The 16,770-nt window shown below is 67.4% G+C and carries 15 protein-coding genes; 9 read left to right on the top strand and 6 right to left on the bottom strand.

From position 1 onward, the window contains the following. Nucleotides 1–24 precede the first annotated feature (24 nt). The gene (locus D514_RS38205) at nt 25–1,680 is read right to left on the bottom strand and encodes a glycosyltransferase family A protein (protein ID WP_051056631.1); all 1,656 of its coding nucleotides are present in this window, start codon (nt 1,678–1,680) and stop codon (nt 25–27) included. A 225-nt stretch (nt 1,681–1,905) separates the two neighbouring features. Between D514_RS38205 and D514_RS35500 the strand changes: the two genes are divergently transcribed. From D514_RS35500 to D514_RS35510, 3 genes are all read left to right on the top strand, one after another. Beyond that, nucleotides 1,906–2,523, top strand: a complete 618-nt coding sequence (locus tag D514_RS35500; RefSeq protein ID WP_017831158.1) for a PadR family transcriptional regulator — start codon at nt 1,906–1,908, stop codon at nt 2,521–2,523. A gap of 48 nt (nt 2,524–2,571) precedes the next feature. Then, on the top strand, nt 2,572–4,287 hold the full coding sequence (locus tag D514_RS35505; protein ID WP_017831159.1) for an AarF/ABC1/UbiB kinase family protein: 1,716 nt from the start codon (nt 2,572–2,574) through the stop codon (nt 4,285–4,287). Nucleotides 4,288–4,423: 136 nt separating this feature from the next. Continuing rightward, complete coding sequence (locus D514_RS35510) at nt 4,424–6,424, top strand: BCCT family transporter (protein ID WP_017831160.1); 2,001 nt, start codon at nt 4,424–4,426, stop codon at nt 6,422–6,424. A gap of 3 nt (nt 6,425–6,427) precedes the next feature. Here the strand turns inward: D514_RS35510 and D514_RS35515 are convergent, their stop codons facing one another. Beyond that, entirely contained in the window at nt 6,428–7,972 is a 1,545-nt protein-coding gene (locus D514_RS35515) for an SDR family oxidoreductase (RefSeq protein WP_031206354.1), read from the bottom strand. 133 nt (nt 7,973–8,105) lie between these two features. Here D514_RS35515 and D514_RS35520 point away from each other — a divergent pair, with 133 nt between their 5' ends. Continuing rightward, complete coding sequence (locus D514_RS35520) at nt 8,106–9,329, top strand: MFS transporter (protein ID WP_031206356.1); 1,224 nt, start codon at nt 8,106–8,108, stop codon at nt 9,327–9,329. 262 nt (nt 9,330–9,591) lie between these two features. Here the strand turns inward: D514_RS35520 and D514_RS35525 are convergent, their stop codons facing one another. Further along, the gene (locus D514_RS35525) at nt 9,592–10,146 is read right to left on the bottom strand and encodes a MarR family winged helix-turn-helix transcriptional regulator (protein WP_017831163.1); all 555 of its coding nucleotides are present in this window, start codon (nt 10,144–10,146) and stop codon (nt 9,592–9,594) included. After that, nucleotides 10,146–10,370 (bottom strand): hypothetical protein, encoded by a 225-nt coding sequence (locus D514_RS35530; protein ID WP_017831164.1) that lies wholly within the window; start codon nt 10,368–10,370, stop codon nt 10,146–10,148. The genes D514_RS35525 and D514_RS35530 overlap by 1 nt, the downstream gene beginning before the upstream one ends. A 113-nt stretch (nt 10,371–10,483) precedes the next feature. On the opposite strand from D514_RS35530, the gene D514_RS35535 reads away from it, so the two are divergent. After that, on the top strand, nt 10,484–10,942 hold the full coding sequence (locus D514_RS35535) for a MarR family winged helix-turn-helix transcriptional regulator (RefSeq protein WP_236610995.1): 459 nt from the start codon (nt 10,484–10,486) through the stop codon (nt 10,940–10,942). Nucleotides 10,943–11,005: 63 nt separating this feature from the next. Further along, complete coding sequence (locus D514_RS35540) at nt 11,006–11,335, top strand: hypothetical protein (protein ID WP_017831166.1); 330 nt, start codon at nt 11,006–11,008, stop codon at nt 11,333–11,335. A gap of 153 nt (nt 11,336–11,488) precedes the next feature. On the opposite strand, the gene D514_RS35545 is transcribed toward D514_RS35540, so the two are convergent. Both D514_RS35545 and D514_RS35550 read right to left on the bottom strand, forming a co-directional pair. Then, nucleotides 11,489–12,241 carry an SDR family NAD(P)-dependent oxidoreductase gene (locus tag D514_RS35545; protein WP_017831167.1) on the bottom strand — a complete coding sequence of 251 codons (753 nt, stop codon included), beginning with the start codon at nt 12,239–12,241 and terminating at the stop codon, nt 11,489–11,491. A gap of 131 nt (nt 12,242–12,372) precedes the next feature. After that, a complete protein-coding gene (locus D514_RS35550; protein ID WP_017831168.1) occupies nt 12,373–13,398 on the bottom strand; it encodes a LacI family DNA-binding transcriptional regulator in 1,026 nt (341 codons plus the stop codon). Nucleotides 13,399–13,593: 195 nt separating this feature from the next. Between D514_RS35550 and D514_RS35555 the strand changes: the two genes are divergently transcribed. From D514_RS35555 to D514_RS35565, 3 genes are read left to right on the top strand one after another with little or no spacing between them, the layout of a single operon-like run. Beyond that, entirely contained in the window at nt 13,594–14,976 is a 1,383-nt protein-coding gene (locus D514_RS35555) for an extracellular solute-binding protein (RefSeq protein WP_017831169.1), read from the top strand. Continuing rightward, complete coding sequence (locus D514_RS35560; RefSeq protein ID WP_017831170.1) at nt 14,976–15,911, top strand: carbohydrate ABC transporter permease; 936 nt, start codon at nt 14,976–14,978, stop codon at nt 15,909–15,911. Before D514_RS35555 ends, D514_RS35560 begins: the two co-directional genes overlap by 1 nt. A 7-nt stretch (nt 15,912–15,918) precedes the next feature. Next, complete coding sequence (locus D514_RS35565; protein ID WP_017831171.1) at nt 15,919–16,752, top strand: carbohydrate ABC transporter permease; 834 nt, start codon at nt 15,919–15,921, stop codon at nt 16,750–16,752. Nucleotides 16,753–16,770: the final 18 nt, after the last annotated feature.

Genomic DNA, 16,770 nt, shown 5'->3' on the forward strand with positions numbered 1-16,770 from the left:
AGCCGCGAAGCGGCGGGAGGGGGCTCAGTGCTTCCGCAGGAGAGCGCGGAGTCTGCGGGCGGTTCGTCCGGCGAAGTCCTTCACACGTCCACCCGGCCATTCGCGACGAAGCTCGACGCCGCCGTCATCCGTGGCCACGAGAGCGCATGAGCGTCCGGCCAGCAGAGGCGACCGCCCGGCGCGGGCGAGCACGGCGGGGGTGGCCACGAGCGGGGTCTCGAATGTCCAACCAGCGCGGCGGACCTTTACGGTCAGCGCGCCTCCGCGCGACTCGTCGCTCGGGCCGAACACCTTCAACGGATCGATCGCGACGCGGGCGGCGTCGAGATTGCGGGGGTGCCGGCCTCCGATGCGACGTTCGGCGCCGGTCTCTCCATCTCGGAGGAACAGGTCGACCCGGTCGTTGCGCAGCTCGCGGCCGGCGACCAGCAGGTTGTCCGGAAGGCCCTCGGTCGTGGAGACGGGGAGGGAGATGAGGCGGGTGATCTTCTTCGAACGCGTGGGCGTGGATCCGGCATCCGCCGCACCGACGCTCTTCGCCGCGGCGTCCTGGTGTGCGGAATCTGAGCCGCCGTCGTCGGTGGGTGCTGATGGCGTCACCTCGGAGCGCGACGTCTCGAAGACGAAGCCGTCGTGGCCGTCTCTCGTGAGCGTCACGCGGAGGGTCAGGTGAAGGCCGCCGCCACGAGACCAGCGCGCCTCGGTCACGACGGCCCGGCACGCGGTCTCGGCCTCGAACCGCGCGAGGCCGAGCAGGTCATCGCGACGGCCGGCGCGGAGCAGGGCCGCGCGGATCCGGTGGGGGAAGCCGAGGCCGGCATCGACTCCCGGGCCGAACTTCTCCTGCACCAACGGGGTCACGACGTCGAGGAGGCGGTCGCGGTAGTCGTCGGGATACCGGACCATCTGCCGTCCGGAGAGCCGTTTCAGGATCTTGCCGCGGAACCAGTGCCGCAGCAGGCGGTCACGCAGCTTCCCTGGTTCGGTGTGCGCCTCGACGAGATCGAGCACTGTCTCGAGGTGGGGGAAGTACGAGTCGGGGTCGATGCGCGACGAGCTCGCGCTGCCGGGCTCCTTCACCCAGGCGTAGCAGGGTTCGCTCGCCAGGATCGAGATCGTCGACGCCGCGAAGTAGGCCTGCATCACGAACAGGTGATCCTCGAGGCGCACCTTTCCTTCGGGGAAGCGGATGCCGTTCGCCCGAAGGAAGGAGGTGCGGAACATCTTGTGCGGGGTGAGCATCTCCAGGAGCGGGTCGGTTCCGAGGACCGCGTCGGGGACGTCGTGGCTGAAGATCCGGCTCGGGAGGCGACGGCCGATGCCGACCTCCTTGCCCACGATCACATCGGACGAGTGCTGGTCGGCATAATCGCACAGCTTCTCGAGCGCACCGTCGAACAGGTAATCGTCCTGGTCGACGAACTGCACATACGTTCCGCGAGCAGCGTCGACGCCGTGGTTGCGAGGCATGCCGGGCCAGCCGGAGTGCTCCAGCGACAGCACCCGCACATGGGGGCGGTCGCGGGCGATGGCCGCCAGACGTGCGCCGGTGGGCTCGCCGGAGCCGTCGTCGCACAAGAGCACCTCGAAGGCCGAGGTGCCCAAGGTCTGGCGATCGAGCGACGCGATGAGGTCGTCGAAGGAGGGCCCGGGGCGGAACACCGGGACGACCACGCTCACGCGGATGCTGTCTCCAGCGTCGGTGCTGTTCTCCGGTCGATCACTCTGTGACAAACGTCTCACTCCCCCAAGTCGACAAGTCACCGAGCTAACCACGACTTCCTGTGTGCGTCACCGGGGTTGCGCGACGCCCGGGCGTGTGCACTCCGGGCTCGGAGATTCCCACCCCACACACAGCATGAACGATATATCGTTGAGTATCGTTCACCACAGCAGGAGGTCATCATGAACAACGCATTCCCCTCCAACCCGTTCGGCGGCAACGGCGGCCCCGGCGGACTCTTCGGCGGCTCCGGCTTCGGAACGGGCCCCGGTGGTCCGGCCTCCGCGATCTTCGAGGCGATGGACCAGCTCCGCAAGTCCTTCGAATCCCGCCCCTCCGGAGGCTCGCGCATGGCCCGCGGCGATGTCCGCACCGCCGTGCTCTCGCTCCTCGCCGAGAAGCCCATGCACGGCTACCAGATCATCAACGAGATCGCCGAGCGCAGTGGCGGCACCTGGAAGCCGAGCGCCGGCTCCGTGTACCCGACGCTGCAGCTGCTCGCCGATGAAGGACTCATCGAGGCCGAGGAGCAGAACGGTCGCAAGACCTACTCGCTCACCGAGGCAGGGCGAGCGATCGCCGACGAGAACTCCGAGACCCCGGCTCCGTGGGAGTCGTCCTCCAGCAAGGACGGGAACCGTGACAGCGCCCGCTTCCACGCGCTGCCCAAGGCGGGCGTAGACCTCGCAGCCGCGGCCGCCCAGGTCGGTCGCAGCGGAAGCCCGGAGCAGGTGCAGGCGACCATCGAGATCCTCGACGAGGCGCGCCGTAGGCTGTACTCGATCCTCGCCCAGGACTGATCGCGCAGTGCGGCATCCGGTGAGGAGCGGCGAAAAGAGGATGACGCGATGAAGGATGCCGCGGCGCAGGGCGCCCATCGTGCCCGCTACCGCCGCATCCTCTCGTTCGCGGCGCGAGAACTCGTCAAGATCTGGTGGTTCGAGCTCGTCCTCCCGCGGTTCGGGATGAGTGCGGTCGCGGAGCGCACGCGTGGACCGCGCATGCAGAAGTTCGCACGGCGCTTCCACGCGCTCGCGATCGAGCTCGGCGGCCTCATGATCAAGGTCGGGCAGTTCATGTCGTCGCGCCTGGACGTGCTGCCTCCGGAGATCACCGCCGAGCTGGAGGGGCTGCAGGACGAGGTGCCTGCCGTGCCCTTCGCCGACATCCGCCGCGCTGCCGAGGCAGAGCTGGGTCGACCGCTCGCGCAGGCATATGCCTGGTTCGACGAGACACCGGTGGCTGCGGCGTCCCTCGGCCAGGTGCACCGTGCCCGTCTCTCGGAGCTCGACGCCGCCGACACCGGCCTCGACGGCGTCGTGGTGAAGGTGCAACGTCCGGGCATCGATGAGATCGTCGCGGTCGACCTGGCGGCGCTTCGACGCGTCGCGCGGTGGCTGACCCGTGTGCGTCTGGTCGCCGACCGCGTCGACACCCCGGCGCTCGTGGAGGAGTTCGCCGAGACCAGTCTGGAAGAGATCGACTACCTTCATGAGGCTGCCAGCGCCGAACGGTTCCGCGAGAACTTCGCCGGTGACCCTCGCGTGGGCACCCCCGAGATCGTGTGGGAGCGCTCGACGCGTCGGGTGCTGACGCTGTCGGACGTCACCGCCATCAAGATCAACGACACCGACGCTCTTCGCGCGGCCGGCATCGATCCGACCGAGGTCGCCGCCGTGTTCGCCGAGGTCATGTTCGATCAGGTCTTCACGCACAGCTTCGTGCACGCCGACCCCCACCCCGGCAACATCTTCGTCACGCCGTCGCCGTCTGCGGAGGGCGCGCTCGAGCAGGGACCTGGTCGGGGCTTCCGGCTCACCTTCATCGACTTCGGCATGATGGCCGAGATCCCCGCGAGCCTTCGCGACGGGCTGCGCATGCTCCTGATCGCCGTCGCCGGGCGCGACAGCCGCGGCCTCGTCGCGGCGGCGCAGGAGATCGGCGTGCTGCTGCCCTCCGCCGACACCGCCGAGCTCGAACGTGCGCTGACGGCGTTGTTCGCCCGCTTCGGCGGCATGGGCTTCGCCGAGCTGAGCAAGGTCGATCCGCGTGAGTTCCGCGATTTCGCCGAGGAGTTCGGCGACATGGTGCGCTCTCTCCCGCTCCAGCTGCCCGAGAACATGCTGCTGCTCATCCGCGCCGTCTCGCTCACCTCGGGCATGTGCAGCGGGCTCGACCCGGCCTTCAACGTGTGGGACGCGGCCGAACCCTACGCGGGGCGCCTGCTGCGCGACGAGAGCGGCAACATCGTGCAGGCCTTCGCGAATCAGGCGATGGACACGATGAGCACGACCTGGAGCCTGCCCGGCCGCATCGACAAGATCATCACCCGCATCGACGACGGCAACATCTCCTTCGACACCTCGCGTCTGGAACGTCGCCTCGATCGCCTCGAAGGCATCGCCCGTCGCATCGCCTCGGGAGTGCTGTTCGCGGCCCTGCTCATCGGCGGTGCGCTGCTGGTCCCGTCGATCGCGCCCCTGGGCATCACGCTGATCTGCGTCTCGGCGCTCCCGCTGCTGCACGCCCTGTTCGCAGGGTTCGGCCGCCGCGGCCCGCGCTGACCGCGGCGCGCCCGGGGAAACCTGCACCACACGGCATCGGACCGCCGCGCCGTCCCCCGATACGCGGCGGATCGGGCCGATGATCCCGGTCCTCCGCTTTCGCGGGCCCACGGCTCGCATGACAGGATGGGATGCCATGGAGACCCCTGACGAGAAGCCCGACGATCGCTCCGCAGGACACACACCTCCGCGTCCGCGCACGGATGCCGTCGGCACGGGAGCGAACCGCCTCCCGACCAAGGCCACTGCGACGGCGCGGAAGATCGTCCGCGACATTGCCGCCGTCCCCCCGCGCAGCGTGCACCCGGCCCTCGTGCCCGGCGTCTCGGTCGAAGAGACCGGACGCACCTACCGCACCGACCCGCTCGTGTTCGGAGTCGCGGTCACCCTCGTCGTCTCCTTCATCGCCTGGGGTATCTTCGCCGGCGACAACCTCTCCGGCACCACCACTGCGGTGCTCGGCTGGGTCGTGGAGTACTTCGGTTTCTTCTTCACCACCATCGCCACGATCGTGTTGGTGTTCATGCTCTTCGTCGGCTTCAGCCGATACGGTCGCATCCCCCTCGGCCGCGACGACGAAGAGCCCGAGTTCTCGATGTTCTCCTGGATCTCGATGCTCTTCGCCGCGGGCATGGGCATCGGGCTCGTGTTCTGGGGCGCGGCTGAGCCGCTGACGTTCTTCGAGAATCCGCCCCCCGGCACCGTCGAGGCGAACACCCTCGAGGCCATGCACACGGCTCAGGCGCAGGTGCTGTACCACTGGGGTCCGCAGGCATGGGCGTTCTATGCCCTGGTCGGCGGCGCCATCGCGTATGGGGCATTCCGCCGCGGTCGCACCCCGCTCATCTCCTCGATCTTCGCGCCGTTGCTCGGCGAGGGGCGCACGGCCGGGCCTCTCGGTCGCACGATCGACGTGTTCGCGATCATCGTCACCCTGTTCGGCACCGCCGCCTCGCTCGGTCTCGGCGCTCTGCAGATCGGGCACGGCGTCGAGCTGGTCAGTGGGATCGGCGAGCTCGGGAACGGTGTGCTGATCGCCGTCATCGCGTTGCTCACGGCGTGCTTCATCGCGTCGGCGGTCTCGGGAGTCTCCAAGGGCATCCGCGCGCTGTCGAACATCAATGCGGTGATGGCGCTCGTGCTCGCCTTCTTCGTGTTCTTCGTCGGTCCGACGATGCTCATCCTCAACGTCATCCCCTCCATCGCGGTGCAGTTCGTCGGCGATCTGCCGCAGATGATCGCACGCTCGGCATCACAGGGCGAGGAAGCTCAGGCCTTCCTGTCGAGCTGGACCATCTTCTACTGGGCCTGGTGGATCTCGTGGTCTCCGTTCGTGGGCATGTTCATCGCGAAGATCTCACGCGGACGTACGCTCCGTCAGTTCGTGTCGGTCGTGATTCTCGTCCCCTCGGCCATCTCCCTCGTCTGGTTCGCCATCTTCGGCTCGACAGCCATCCAGCAGCAGATGGACGGAGCGGGGCTCACGGTGGACCCCCCGGAGGAAGTGCTCTTCGGTGTGCTGGAGAACCTGCCGTTCCCGCTGATCACGAGCGTGCTGCTCATCCTGCTTATCTCGATCTTCTTCATCACCGGTGCGGATTCGTCGTCCCTCGTCATGGGCACCCTGTCGCAGCAGGGGCGACCCGAGCCGACCCGCTGGGTGACGATCGTCTGGGGATCGCTCGTCGGGGTGATCGCCGCCGTGCTGCTCGTCACCGGCGAGGAGGGGAGCGGGCTGAAGTCTCTGCAGAACGTGACCATCATCGCCGCGCTCCCGTTCGCGATCATCATGGCGTTCATGATGGTCGCCTTCATGAAGGACCTGCGGCGTGATCCGCTGATCCTTCGCGAGCGCTACGCCAAGGCCGCGGTGCGGCACAGCGTCATGGCAGGGCTCGAGGAGTACGGCGATGACTTCGCCCTCGTGGCGGTCGAGTACGACCACTCCGAGGACGACCTCGACTGGATCGACGAGTCGACCGTCGATGACTCGCTCGCCGAGGTGTACGAGGCGGCGACCGAGGCGATCGACATCATCCCGCCGACCGACGTGGATGCGGTGGCCGATGCGGCCCTGGAGGACGGCCCCGTCGCACCGGATGCGGCAGATGCTCCGGAGCGTCCTCGGGCCGACTGAGCGCTACTTCGTCTTCGCCGCTTCCGCGGTGGCGGTGATGCGCGCGGCCATGCCGGCGAAGATCGCCCCGTGGAACGGGAGCACAGCGAGCCAGTACAGCCGTCCGGTCAGCCCGCGGGGGAAGAAGATCGCGCGCTGCTCGTAGCGGGCGCCTTCTTCATCGGGAAGGGCGCGCAGTTCGAGCCATGCCTCGCCCGGCACCTTCATCTCGGCGCGCAGGCGCAGCAGCGACCCGGCCTCCGCCGTCTCCACGGCCTCGACGCGCCAGAAGTCGATCGCATCGCCGACGCGTGCGGCGGTGCGATTGCGGCGGCCGCGGCGGAGGCCGACACCGCCGACGATGCGGTCCATCCACCCGCGCACGGCCCAGAGCAACGGCGAGGAGTACCAGCCGTTCTCCCCGCCGATGCCGAGGATCACGCGCCACAGCTCGGCGGGTGAGGCGCTGGTGGTCACGGAACGGGAGTCGGTGAACACCGTGCGTCCGGCCCACTCCGGGTCGCTCGGCAACGGGTCGCTGGGCGCTCCGGAGACCTCGGAATCCTGCCAGCTGGTCTCGATGGTGTCGCCGCGCACTCGACCGAGAGCGAGGTCCACGGCGCGTCGGTAGGGTGTCAGGCCGTTCTCGGGGCGGGGGATGAGCTCGTCGACCTCATGGTCCTTCATGATGCACTCGTTCTGCAGCGACGCCACGAGAGGGCGCGCGATCGAGCGCGGCACCGGGGTCACCAGGTTGACCCAGTGCGAGGCGAGCCCGGGCGTCAGCACCGGGAGGGCGGCGATCGCGCGCTGGCGGAGTCCCGCCTCGACCGCGTAGCCGTTCATCATCTGGCCGTAACGCAGCACGTCGGGCCCCCCGATGTCGACGGCGCGGTTCACATCGGCGTCGACCCGTGCCGCGCCGAGCAGGTAGTGCAGCACATCGCGCACGGCGATCGGCTGGATGCGATTGCGCACCCATTTCGGCGCCGGCATGTAGGGCAGCACGTCGGTGAGGTGGCGGATCATCTCGAAAGACGCCGACCCCGATCCGATCACGACTCCGGCCTGCAGCACGAGGGTCGGCACGCCCGACCGCAGGAAGATCTCACCCACGTGCACACGTGATCGCAGGTGCGGCGAGAGCTTCGCGTCGTTCGGATGCAGCCCACCGAGGTAGACGATGCGATGCACGCCCGCATCCGCCGCGGCGGCGGCGACCGTCTGCGCCGCACGCTCATCGCTCTCCTCGAAGCCCTTGCCGGCCGACATCGAGTGGATCAGGTAGTACACGACGTCGACGTCGTCCATGGCTTCGGCGACGGCATCCGCATCGTCCGCCGAGCCCTCGACGATCTCGCAGTCCGCCCCCCAGGGGAACGACGCCGCACGCGCGGCATCGCGTGCCAGCACCCGCACCCGGTACCCCGCGTTCAGCAGGCGCGGCGTCAGCCGACCGCCGATGTATCCGGTCGCGCCGAGCACGAGCGCGCGCGGTGCGGATCCGTCGTCGCGGGGGACGGCGCGCAGAGTCTCTTCGCGGCCGGTGGGCTGGGTGAGTTCGGGCATGCCACGAGCGTAGGCCGGGAGGACGCCGAGAGGAACGGGGTTGCGAGGTGTGACGGCGATCGGTAGGGATGCGGCACCGCCGGGGGCGGACTCGTGTGGACGGCGGCATCCGAAGCATCGTACGATCGTGGACATGCCGCCTGTCGAAACGATTCGACGAGCTGTGCCGGACCGCGCTTCACAGCGCGCTCGCATCGCCGTCTCCGCACTGTTCCTGACGAACGGGGCACTCTTCGCGAATATCCTTCCCCGCTACCCGGAGATCAAGACCGCGCTCGGTCTGGACAACCTCGGCTACGGATTCGCGATCGCTGCCTTCCCCGCCGGAGCGATTGCCGCCGGGCTCCTTGCCGCCGTGGTGATCCGGCAGTTCGGTTCCGCGCGCGTCGCTGTGATCGGCACCGTGCTCACGAGCCTTGGGCTGTTGTCGGCGGCGTTCGCGCCCACAGGTGCCCTGTTCGCCGCCGGTCTGTTCCTGGGCGGAGCATCCGATGCCATCACCGATGTGGCGCAGAACGTCCATGGTCTGCGGGTGCAGCGTCGTTACGGGCGCTCGATCATCAACGGGTTTCACGCGATCTGGTCGATGGGTGCGGTTCTGGGAGGAGTGATGGCCGCCGTGGCGATCGCTGTGCGACTGCCACTGGGAGTGCATCTGGGCGTATCGACGGCTGCCTTCGCGGCGGTCGCTCTCATCAGCTTGCGCTTCTGTCTCCCCGGTCACGACGATGCGCCCGACACCGAGACGACCGTCGAGCGTGCCAGAGCTGCCGGACCGCCTCGACGGAGGGTGTCCCCGCGTACCGTCATCGCGCTCATCGCGCTGACGCTCATCGCAACGGCGGGCGCCGTCGCCGAGGATGCGGGCAATTCGTGGGCGACGCTCTACCTCGCAGACTCGCTCGGGGCAGCGGGAGCGATCGCTCCGCTCGGCTTCATCGCCTTGGTCGGGGCGCAGTTCGTCGGCCGGATCATCGGGGATCCCCTCACCGACCGCTTCGGGCAGCGGTGGGTTGCGAGGGTCGGGGGCCTCATCGCGGCGGTCGGGATGAGCCTCGCTCTCCTGTTCCCCACTGTTCCCGGCACGATCCTGGGATTCGCTGCTGTCGGCTTCGGCATCGCGACCCTGATCCCGGCGGCCATGCATGCGGTGGACGAATTGCCCGGGCTTCGGCCCGGGATCGGACTCACGATCGTGTCGTGGCTGCTGCGGGTCGGCATGCTGCTGTCTCCGCCGTTCGTGGGATTCGTCGCCGAGAACGAGAGCCTGCGGGTGGGGCTCTTCATCGCCCCGATCGCCGCCCTCGTGGCCGTGCTGTTGGCGGGATTCCTGGAAGGGCGTCGACCGCGGGGCTGAACATCGCGGAGCTGAGCGGCGGGAACGGCCGTCCCCTTTTCGAACGTATTTTGGGTCCGTCGGCGGCACCATCGACCCGATCAGCGTGCCGTAGTCGCCCCAGATCGACTCGAGGAGCTTCTTCGTGTCGATCGCGGAGTAGACCGCCTTGCGCACGAGTCCGCGACATCCATCCGTTCGTCCCCGGCGACGAGCTGCGCCGCGTCGACTGGCGGGCGACGGCTCGCGCGGCTCGTCGACCGGGCGAACNTTCGAAAAACCGTCACTCGGCGGCTTCGGACCCTTCCTGGTCGCGGATCACGTCGCGGAGCTCTTGGTCGAGGTCGGAGGCTTCCTCGATCGCTGCCGTCATCCCGGCGAGGAAGCGCGTCACGACGGCGCGCTCTTGATCGGTGAGTTCGTCGACCAGAGTGAGCATGCGGCGGTGCATGGCGCCGAGCGTGGCGCGCACCTCTTCGTCACTGCTCACCGTGGGCACCACGACGCCGGCGCGACGGTCGGTCGGGTGCGCTTCGCGGCGGACATGCCCGCCTTTCTCGAGGCGATCGATGAGGGTGGTCGTGGATGCCGTCGAGATGTTCAGCATCCTGGCGATGTCGATCGGGCGCACGATCCGGCCCGCGCGCTGTTCCCTGAGCAGGAAGCGCAACGCCATCAGGTCGGTCTCGTTCATCCCCATCGAGGAGCGCGTGCGAGCGCGCATGGCTGTCTCTGCTGCACGGTATCGGCGCAGCATGTTGAGAACATCGACGGTGCTAGTGCTCTCCCCGTCGGGGTACCAGTAGCCCGAGCGCGCGTACTCCTGGCGGTCGTCCATCACGCCACCACCTCTCCGCTGTCGCGCTCGAGCATCTCGATCGCTCCCGTTGCGACTTCAACCGGCACGACGAGCAGGAGGCCACCAGTTATGGCGTCGTTCTCCGCCACGATGATGCGCGCGATCCGCTCACGGGGGACCGCGGGGAAACGTCGGTGCAGCTGGTCGAGCAACTCGTCGTAGCCGATGTATCTCTCATCTCGGAGGTCTGTGGGTTCGACCATGACGTCCCTTCTCGTCGTGCTTCCATCCTCTCACCGCTAGAAGCGCCTGATGATCGCCGATTTCGCTAGACAAGCCAGTAATCAGCCAGTCGAGGTAACATGGGGCGGCGACGATGAGCAGGGGTGACATGGGGCAGAAGCTGGAGATCGCGGCACCGGAACTCGCGCGAGAAGTTGATGCGCTTCGCCGTGCCGACGCGCGACTGGCGCGACGCCTTGCCGCAGGGCGTCAACCGAACGAGACAGATCGCGCCGCCATGCGACTGATCGCCGAGGCGCCTGCGGATCGGCCGGTTACTCCCACCGATCTCGCCGCGCACCTCGGTGTGAGCACGGCGGCGATCACGTCGGTGATCCGCCGTCTCGCGGAGCGCGGGCAGATCGTCGTCTCAACGCATCCCGACGATGCACGATCGAAGATGGTGCGCCCCTCCCTGCAGGACCTGCATTCGCCGGCGGACGAGGTCTCCCGGCGGGTCGAGGGTATCGAGAGCGAGTTCACGCCGGAACAGCTCGCCGTGATCGCACGTTTTCTCCGGCGTCTCACCGAGGAGATCTCCGACCTCGCATGAAGCGGCTTTCATTTAACTAGTTAAACTAGTAAACTATCCTTCGAAGATGATTCGGAGGAGATAATGGGCCAGTTCAGCTACGCGGGGGGCTCGGTTGTGGTCGATGTCGATGATCGCGTGCTCTCTCACCTGCGGCTCGTGACGGTGACCAAGCTGCGCCGCGCTGAGTCCTTCCCCCTCACGCTGCCGCTGGCGGATGGGGGCACGGAAACGCTGTGGATGCACGCGTCGATCCCGATGCGCTTCACGGTCGAGGTCGACGAGGTGGAACTGCAGCGGCCGATGCTGGTGAAGATGATGAGCGCGGCCAGCGGCGCCGGTGGGCTCAATCTCGCAAGCGCGGACTTCGCCCGACTCGTCTCGCCCGCGTCGGTGATGCACGCAGTCGCCTGACGCGCAAACTCGCCTCCCCTGCCGCTGCGCTCTTGGGCAAAGCAGCGACGCGAGCAGAGAGAGGCGCGCGGCCGCGCAACCGGGGGGTTCGCGTCGCCGTTGCTGACACTCGGTCATCGGGAAATCGGGTCCCGGTGACCGAGTGTCATGCCCTCAGAGGGCGGTGTATCCGCCGTCGACCAGGTGGTAGCTGCCGGTGATGAAGCTCGCGGCGTCGCTCGCGAGGAACGCGATGAGGTTCGCGACCTCGTCTGCCTGACCCAGGCGGCCGATCGGGTGCTTGCTCACGAGGAACTCCTTCGCCTCGTCACCCATGTTCGCCAGCAGCGGGGTGTCAATGAAGCCGGGGCCCACCGAGTTCACGCGCACGCCCTTCGCCGAGTACTCGAGTGCCGCCGACTTGGTCATCCCGACCACGCCGTGCTTGGCCGTGACGTAGGCGGGGGAGCCGGCGAAGCCGACGCTGCCGAGGATCGAGGCGATGTTCACGACCGAGCCGCCGCCGTTCGCGAGGATCGACGGGATCTGTGCCTTCATGTTGCGGAAGACCGCGTTGAGGTTGATCGCGATGACCTTGTCCCAGGCCTCGTCCTCGTACTCGGCCGTCGGAGCGGTGGCACCGCCGATGCCGGCGTTGTTGACGCCGATGCGCAGGGGTGCGAGCGAGTTCGCGAGTTCGATGGAAGACGCGATCCACGCCGCATCCGTCGCGTCGCCGACCGAAGCCTCGGCCGTGCCCCCGGTCGCGCGGATCTCCTCGACGACCGCATTCGCGTGATCCGCATTCAGGTCGTTGACCACGACCGATGCGCCGTTCTTCGCCAGCAGGAGGGCGGTCGAGCGACCGATTCCGCTTCCTGCTCCCGTCACGATCGCCGAGCGGTTCGAGACGTCGTACTGAGCCACGAGTGACTCCACTTCCGGGCGGGCACGGTGCCGGGAGATCTTCTCGGACGGTCCGTCCTTCTCTCCACCCTACGCCTGGAAAGCGTGAGTGGATTCACGTGAATGGATGCCGCACGTCGGCGCCTCGTGCGTCAGCTCAGGTGGCGGATCGAGGCGCGGACGATGACGGGCATGGGGATCAGCATCGCGCTCAGAGGGCGGTCGCCGAGCAGCATCTCGACCGCGGTGCGCCCGATCACGTCGTAGGGCAGGCGCGCGGTCGTGAGCCCCGGTCGTTGGAAGCTCGCCAGCTCTTCGTCGTCGAACGACGCGACCGAGATGTCGTGCGGCACCGTGAGTCCGCGCTCTGCGATCGCCTGATACGCCCCGAATGCCACTCCGTCGTTTCCGGCCAGGATCGCGGTGAGATCGGGGTGGGCATCGAGTATCCGCATCGTCTGCGTGTAGCCGACATCGGGGTTCCAGTCGGACACGTCGACGACGACCGGTTCTATGCCTGCCTCGGCGAAGGCGGCGCGGATCCCGTCGAATCGGGGGCCGATGGTGACCGAGTGGCGCGGTGACGAGACCGCGCGGGGGTTGTTGCCGATGACGCCGATCCGTCGGTGTCCGGCGTCGGTGAGCAGCTTCGCCATCGCGTGCCCGGCGGTGCGTTCGTCGGGGAGCACCGAGGCATGTTCCGTCGTCGAGGTGCCGTTCACGATCACGACAGGTACGTCGTGCGGCGTCTGTGGCACATCGATCATGCGGGCGCCGAGCAACCCGATCAGGATGCCGTCGACGCGCCGATCGATCATCGCCTGGATCTCATCCGCGATCTTCGCGTCGTCCCCCTCGGTCTCGGCGATCAGAACGGTGTAGTCGTGCTCCTTGGCGGCGGAGAGGAGGCCGCGGATCATCTCGGATGCGTAGCGGGTCACCGTGATCTGGTCGGAGATGAAGCCGAGCGTCTTCGTCTTGCCGAGCCGCAGGCTCTGAGCTGCGGGATTGGGTCGGTATCCGAGCTCCTCGGCGGCGGCGCGGACCCTGCGTGCGGCATCGGCGGAGAGGCGCGAACCCGGCCGGTCGTTCAGGATCATGCTGACGGCGGTCTTCGACATGCCCGAGAGCGCGGCGACATCGGCGAGCGTCGGCCTGCGATCGACGTTCTTCGGCACCGGCTTCCTCCTGTCGTGACATCTCCAGCTTAGGCAGTGCGGGCGCTCCCGCGGAACCACAAGCGTTGAATTGATTTAGCAAACTGCTTGCAGCCCCCGGTCCGCGATGCTAATGTCGGCGTGCTGAATCAATTCAGCATCTCCGTGCGGATAGAGGTTCCCGCCTGCGGAGTCACGAAAACAGGAGAGAACATCGTGGTTGATCTCACTCGCAGGGCGCTGTTCGGGGCGATCGGACTGGGCATCGTCGGCACCGTGGTCTCGTGGCCGCGGCTCACCGGATCCGACATCCCGGGTCGCGGCGCCGACACTCTGACGGTCGCCCTCTTCGGCACTGCGCAGGACGCGGTGGCGCGTCAGTCGCTGATCGACGGATTCCAGCGCAAGCATCCTGGCATCGAGGTGCGCATCGTCGCCATCCAGGGTCAGGACTGGAGCGAGTACTTCGCGAAGATCCTCACGATGATCGCGGCGGGCACGCCTCCGGATGTCGTCACGGTCGCGACCGAGGGCTCGCAGCTCTTCGCTTCGCGCCTCGCGCACCCGCTCGATGACTTCGTGCGCAGGGACGCGGCCGAGATGCAGGAGTACTTCGACGACGTGAATCCGACGCTCATCGAGGCGTTCATGTACCAGGGCAGCCTGTTCCAGATGCCCGACAACTTCAATGCGGCGAACGTCTTCTACAGCACCCAGGCCATGGAGCGCGCGGGGCTCGAACGGCCTGCCGACAACTGGACTCTGGAGGAGTTCCTCACCACGGCCCGCTCGATGAAGAAGAGCGCCCCCGAGCAGTTCCTCCCATACTTCTGGAACAACCGGCTCTGGGGCGGCGTCGTGCCGTGGCTCTACGTCAACAACACGAGCTTCCTGCGTGAAGAGAAGGCAGGCGGAGGCGACTGGTTCTGGGAACGCTTCTACCCCGACCAGCCCTCTCGCAGCGGAGGCTACGTGTGGAAGCAGGCCGACGCGCTGAACGAGCATGCCGTCGAGAGCTTCTCCGTACTGGAGCGCATGGTCTCTGAAGGTCTTGCGGCGAACCCCGCGCAGGGCGGCGGAAACGAGCTGGTCTCGCTGTTCTCCACCGGCTCGGTCGGGATGACACCCGCAGGAGGATTCTGGGTGCGCGGCCTCGAAGAGGCAGGCGTCGCGAACGACGCGTATGACGTCACCTACTTCCCACGGATGTCGGGGCAGCGGCACCAGTTCGGCGCGGGTGGCTACGCGATCATGGAGACCTCTCCGCGCAAGGACGAGGCCTGGGAGTGGCTCAAGTACTGCGTCTCGGTCGAGGGCATGAAGATCGCCCATCCGCGCCCCGACTCGTCTCTGCCTCGCCGCTCGCTCAATGCCGAGCTGTACGGCGCGGGGGTGGGGCCCGCTCACTGGGAAGTCTTCTACGAAACCCTCGACAAGTTCCCCGACACCGGACCGATGCCGGCGCCTCCCCAGCAGGCCGCGGTCGAGTCCGCCCTGCTCAAGAACGTGGTGTCGACCATCACCAACGGCCCTTCCGGTGTACGCCGGGGCCTGGAGACGATGCAGCGAGATCTCGAGATCGCGCTGGGAGGACGATGATGTCGGAGAGCACTGCAACCCTCACCGTCCCGCCGGGAGCACGCGGCGGGACCGGCACCACAGCTCGATCCGGGCGAGCGATCGTGTGGATCTTCCTGGCCCCCACTCTGATCGGCCTGGGGCTGTTCAACCTCGTGCCGATCGTCGGATCGTTCGTCCTCGCGTTCTTCCGCTGGGACATCATCTCCGATCCGGTGTTCGTCGGTGTCGACAACTTCGTCGACCTCGCGATGAACCCGACGGTGCGCGTGTCGTTCCTGAACACCATCGGCTTCGTCATCGTGGCGGTCATCCTGCAGCTCACGGTCGCGCTGGTGCTCGCCATCCTCGTGCAATCGAAGATGCCGACGTGGTTGCGCACCTTCTTCCGGTCGTCGCTGTTCTTCCCGCTGATCCTGTCGGCGGCATCCGTCTCGCTGATCATGGCCTACCTGTTCAATCAGGAGTTCGGGCTCGTGAACCAGACGCTCAACCTGATCGGCATCGCCGACGTCGGGTGGCTGACGACCGGGTTCGGGGCGAAGGTCATGGTGCTGCTGGTCTACGTGTGGCAGAACTTCGGCTTCACGTTCCTGCTCTTCATCGGAGGGCTCGCCGCGATCCCGAGCGAGGTCTACGAGGCGTCGTCGCTCGACGGCGCGGCCGGGTGGACGCAGTTCCGCATGATCACGCTGCCCCTGGTGAGCCCGACCCTGCTGGTCGCATCGGTCATGGCCATCATCAACGCGCTGCAGATCTTCGATCAGCCGTGGGTGCTCACTCGCGGCGGGCCCGGTGATGAGACCCGAACCGCTGTGATGGTGATCTACGAGTCCGCCTTCCGGGAGCTCGACTTCGGTGGCGCCTCCGCCATCGGAATCGTGCTGACGCTTCTCATCATGCTCGTCACGGCCATCCAGTTCCGACTGAGCCGCCGATTCGTCTTCTACGGGTGAGGCCATCATGACTACGACAATCATCACGAAGCGCTCGTGGGCACACAGCCTCGGCACGGGTGGCAAGTTCGTCATCCTCGGGTTGGCGGCCTTCCTCACTCTCGGGCCCGTCGTGTGGACCCTCGTCACGGCGCTCTCGCCCACCGACAGCGTCACACAAGAGGTCGCGGTCGGATTCGGTGCGTTCGCCGACGTCTTCACCAAGATCCCGCTCTGGCTGTATGCCTGGAACAGCGCGCTCGTGGTGATGCTCGTCGCAGCGGGGCAGATGCTCTCTGCCGCGATGGCGGGCTACGTCTTCGCCAAGTTCGAGTTCCGCAGCAAGAAGATCCTGTTCGCCCTGATCCTCGCGACCATGATGGTCCCGCTGCAGGTCACGATCGTGCCCGTGTTCATGCTGGTGAGGGGCATGGGCCTCGCCGACACCCTCCTGGCGCTCATCGTGCCCGCCTTGCCCACCGCGTTCGGCACGTTCCTGATGCGGCAGTACTTCATGGGCATCCCGACGGAACTGGGTGAGGCCGCTCAGCTCGACGGTGCCGGCCCCTGGCGCACGTTCTTCGGGGTGTACCTGCCGCTGGCGACGCCAGCTCTCGCGATCGTCGGCATCCTCGCCTTCAACCATCACTGGAACGAGTTCTTCCGACCGCTCATCATGACCATCAGCGATCAGAACTTCACCCTGCCGTTGGGACTCGTGACGCTGCAGGGCAACCTCGGCACCGGCAGCATCTCGACGGTGCTCGCCGGCGTGATCCTCTCGATGATCCCTGCGCTCCTGGTGTTCTTCTTCGGGCAGAAGCCGCTGCGCGAAGGACTCACAGCGGGCGTCGGCAAGTGACGCACGCCCCCATCAAGT

The organism is Microbacterium sp. UCD-TDU (assembly GCF_000340625.1).
Taxonomy (GTDB): domain Bacteria; phylum Actinomycetota; class Actinomycetes; order Actinomycetales; family Microbacteriaceae; genus Microbacterium; species Microbacterium maritypicum.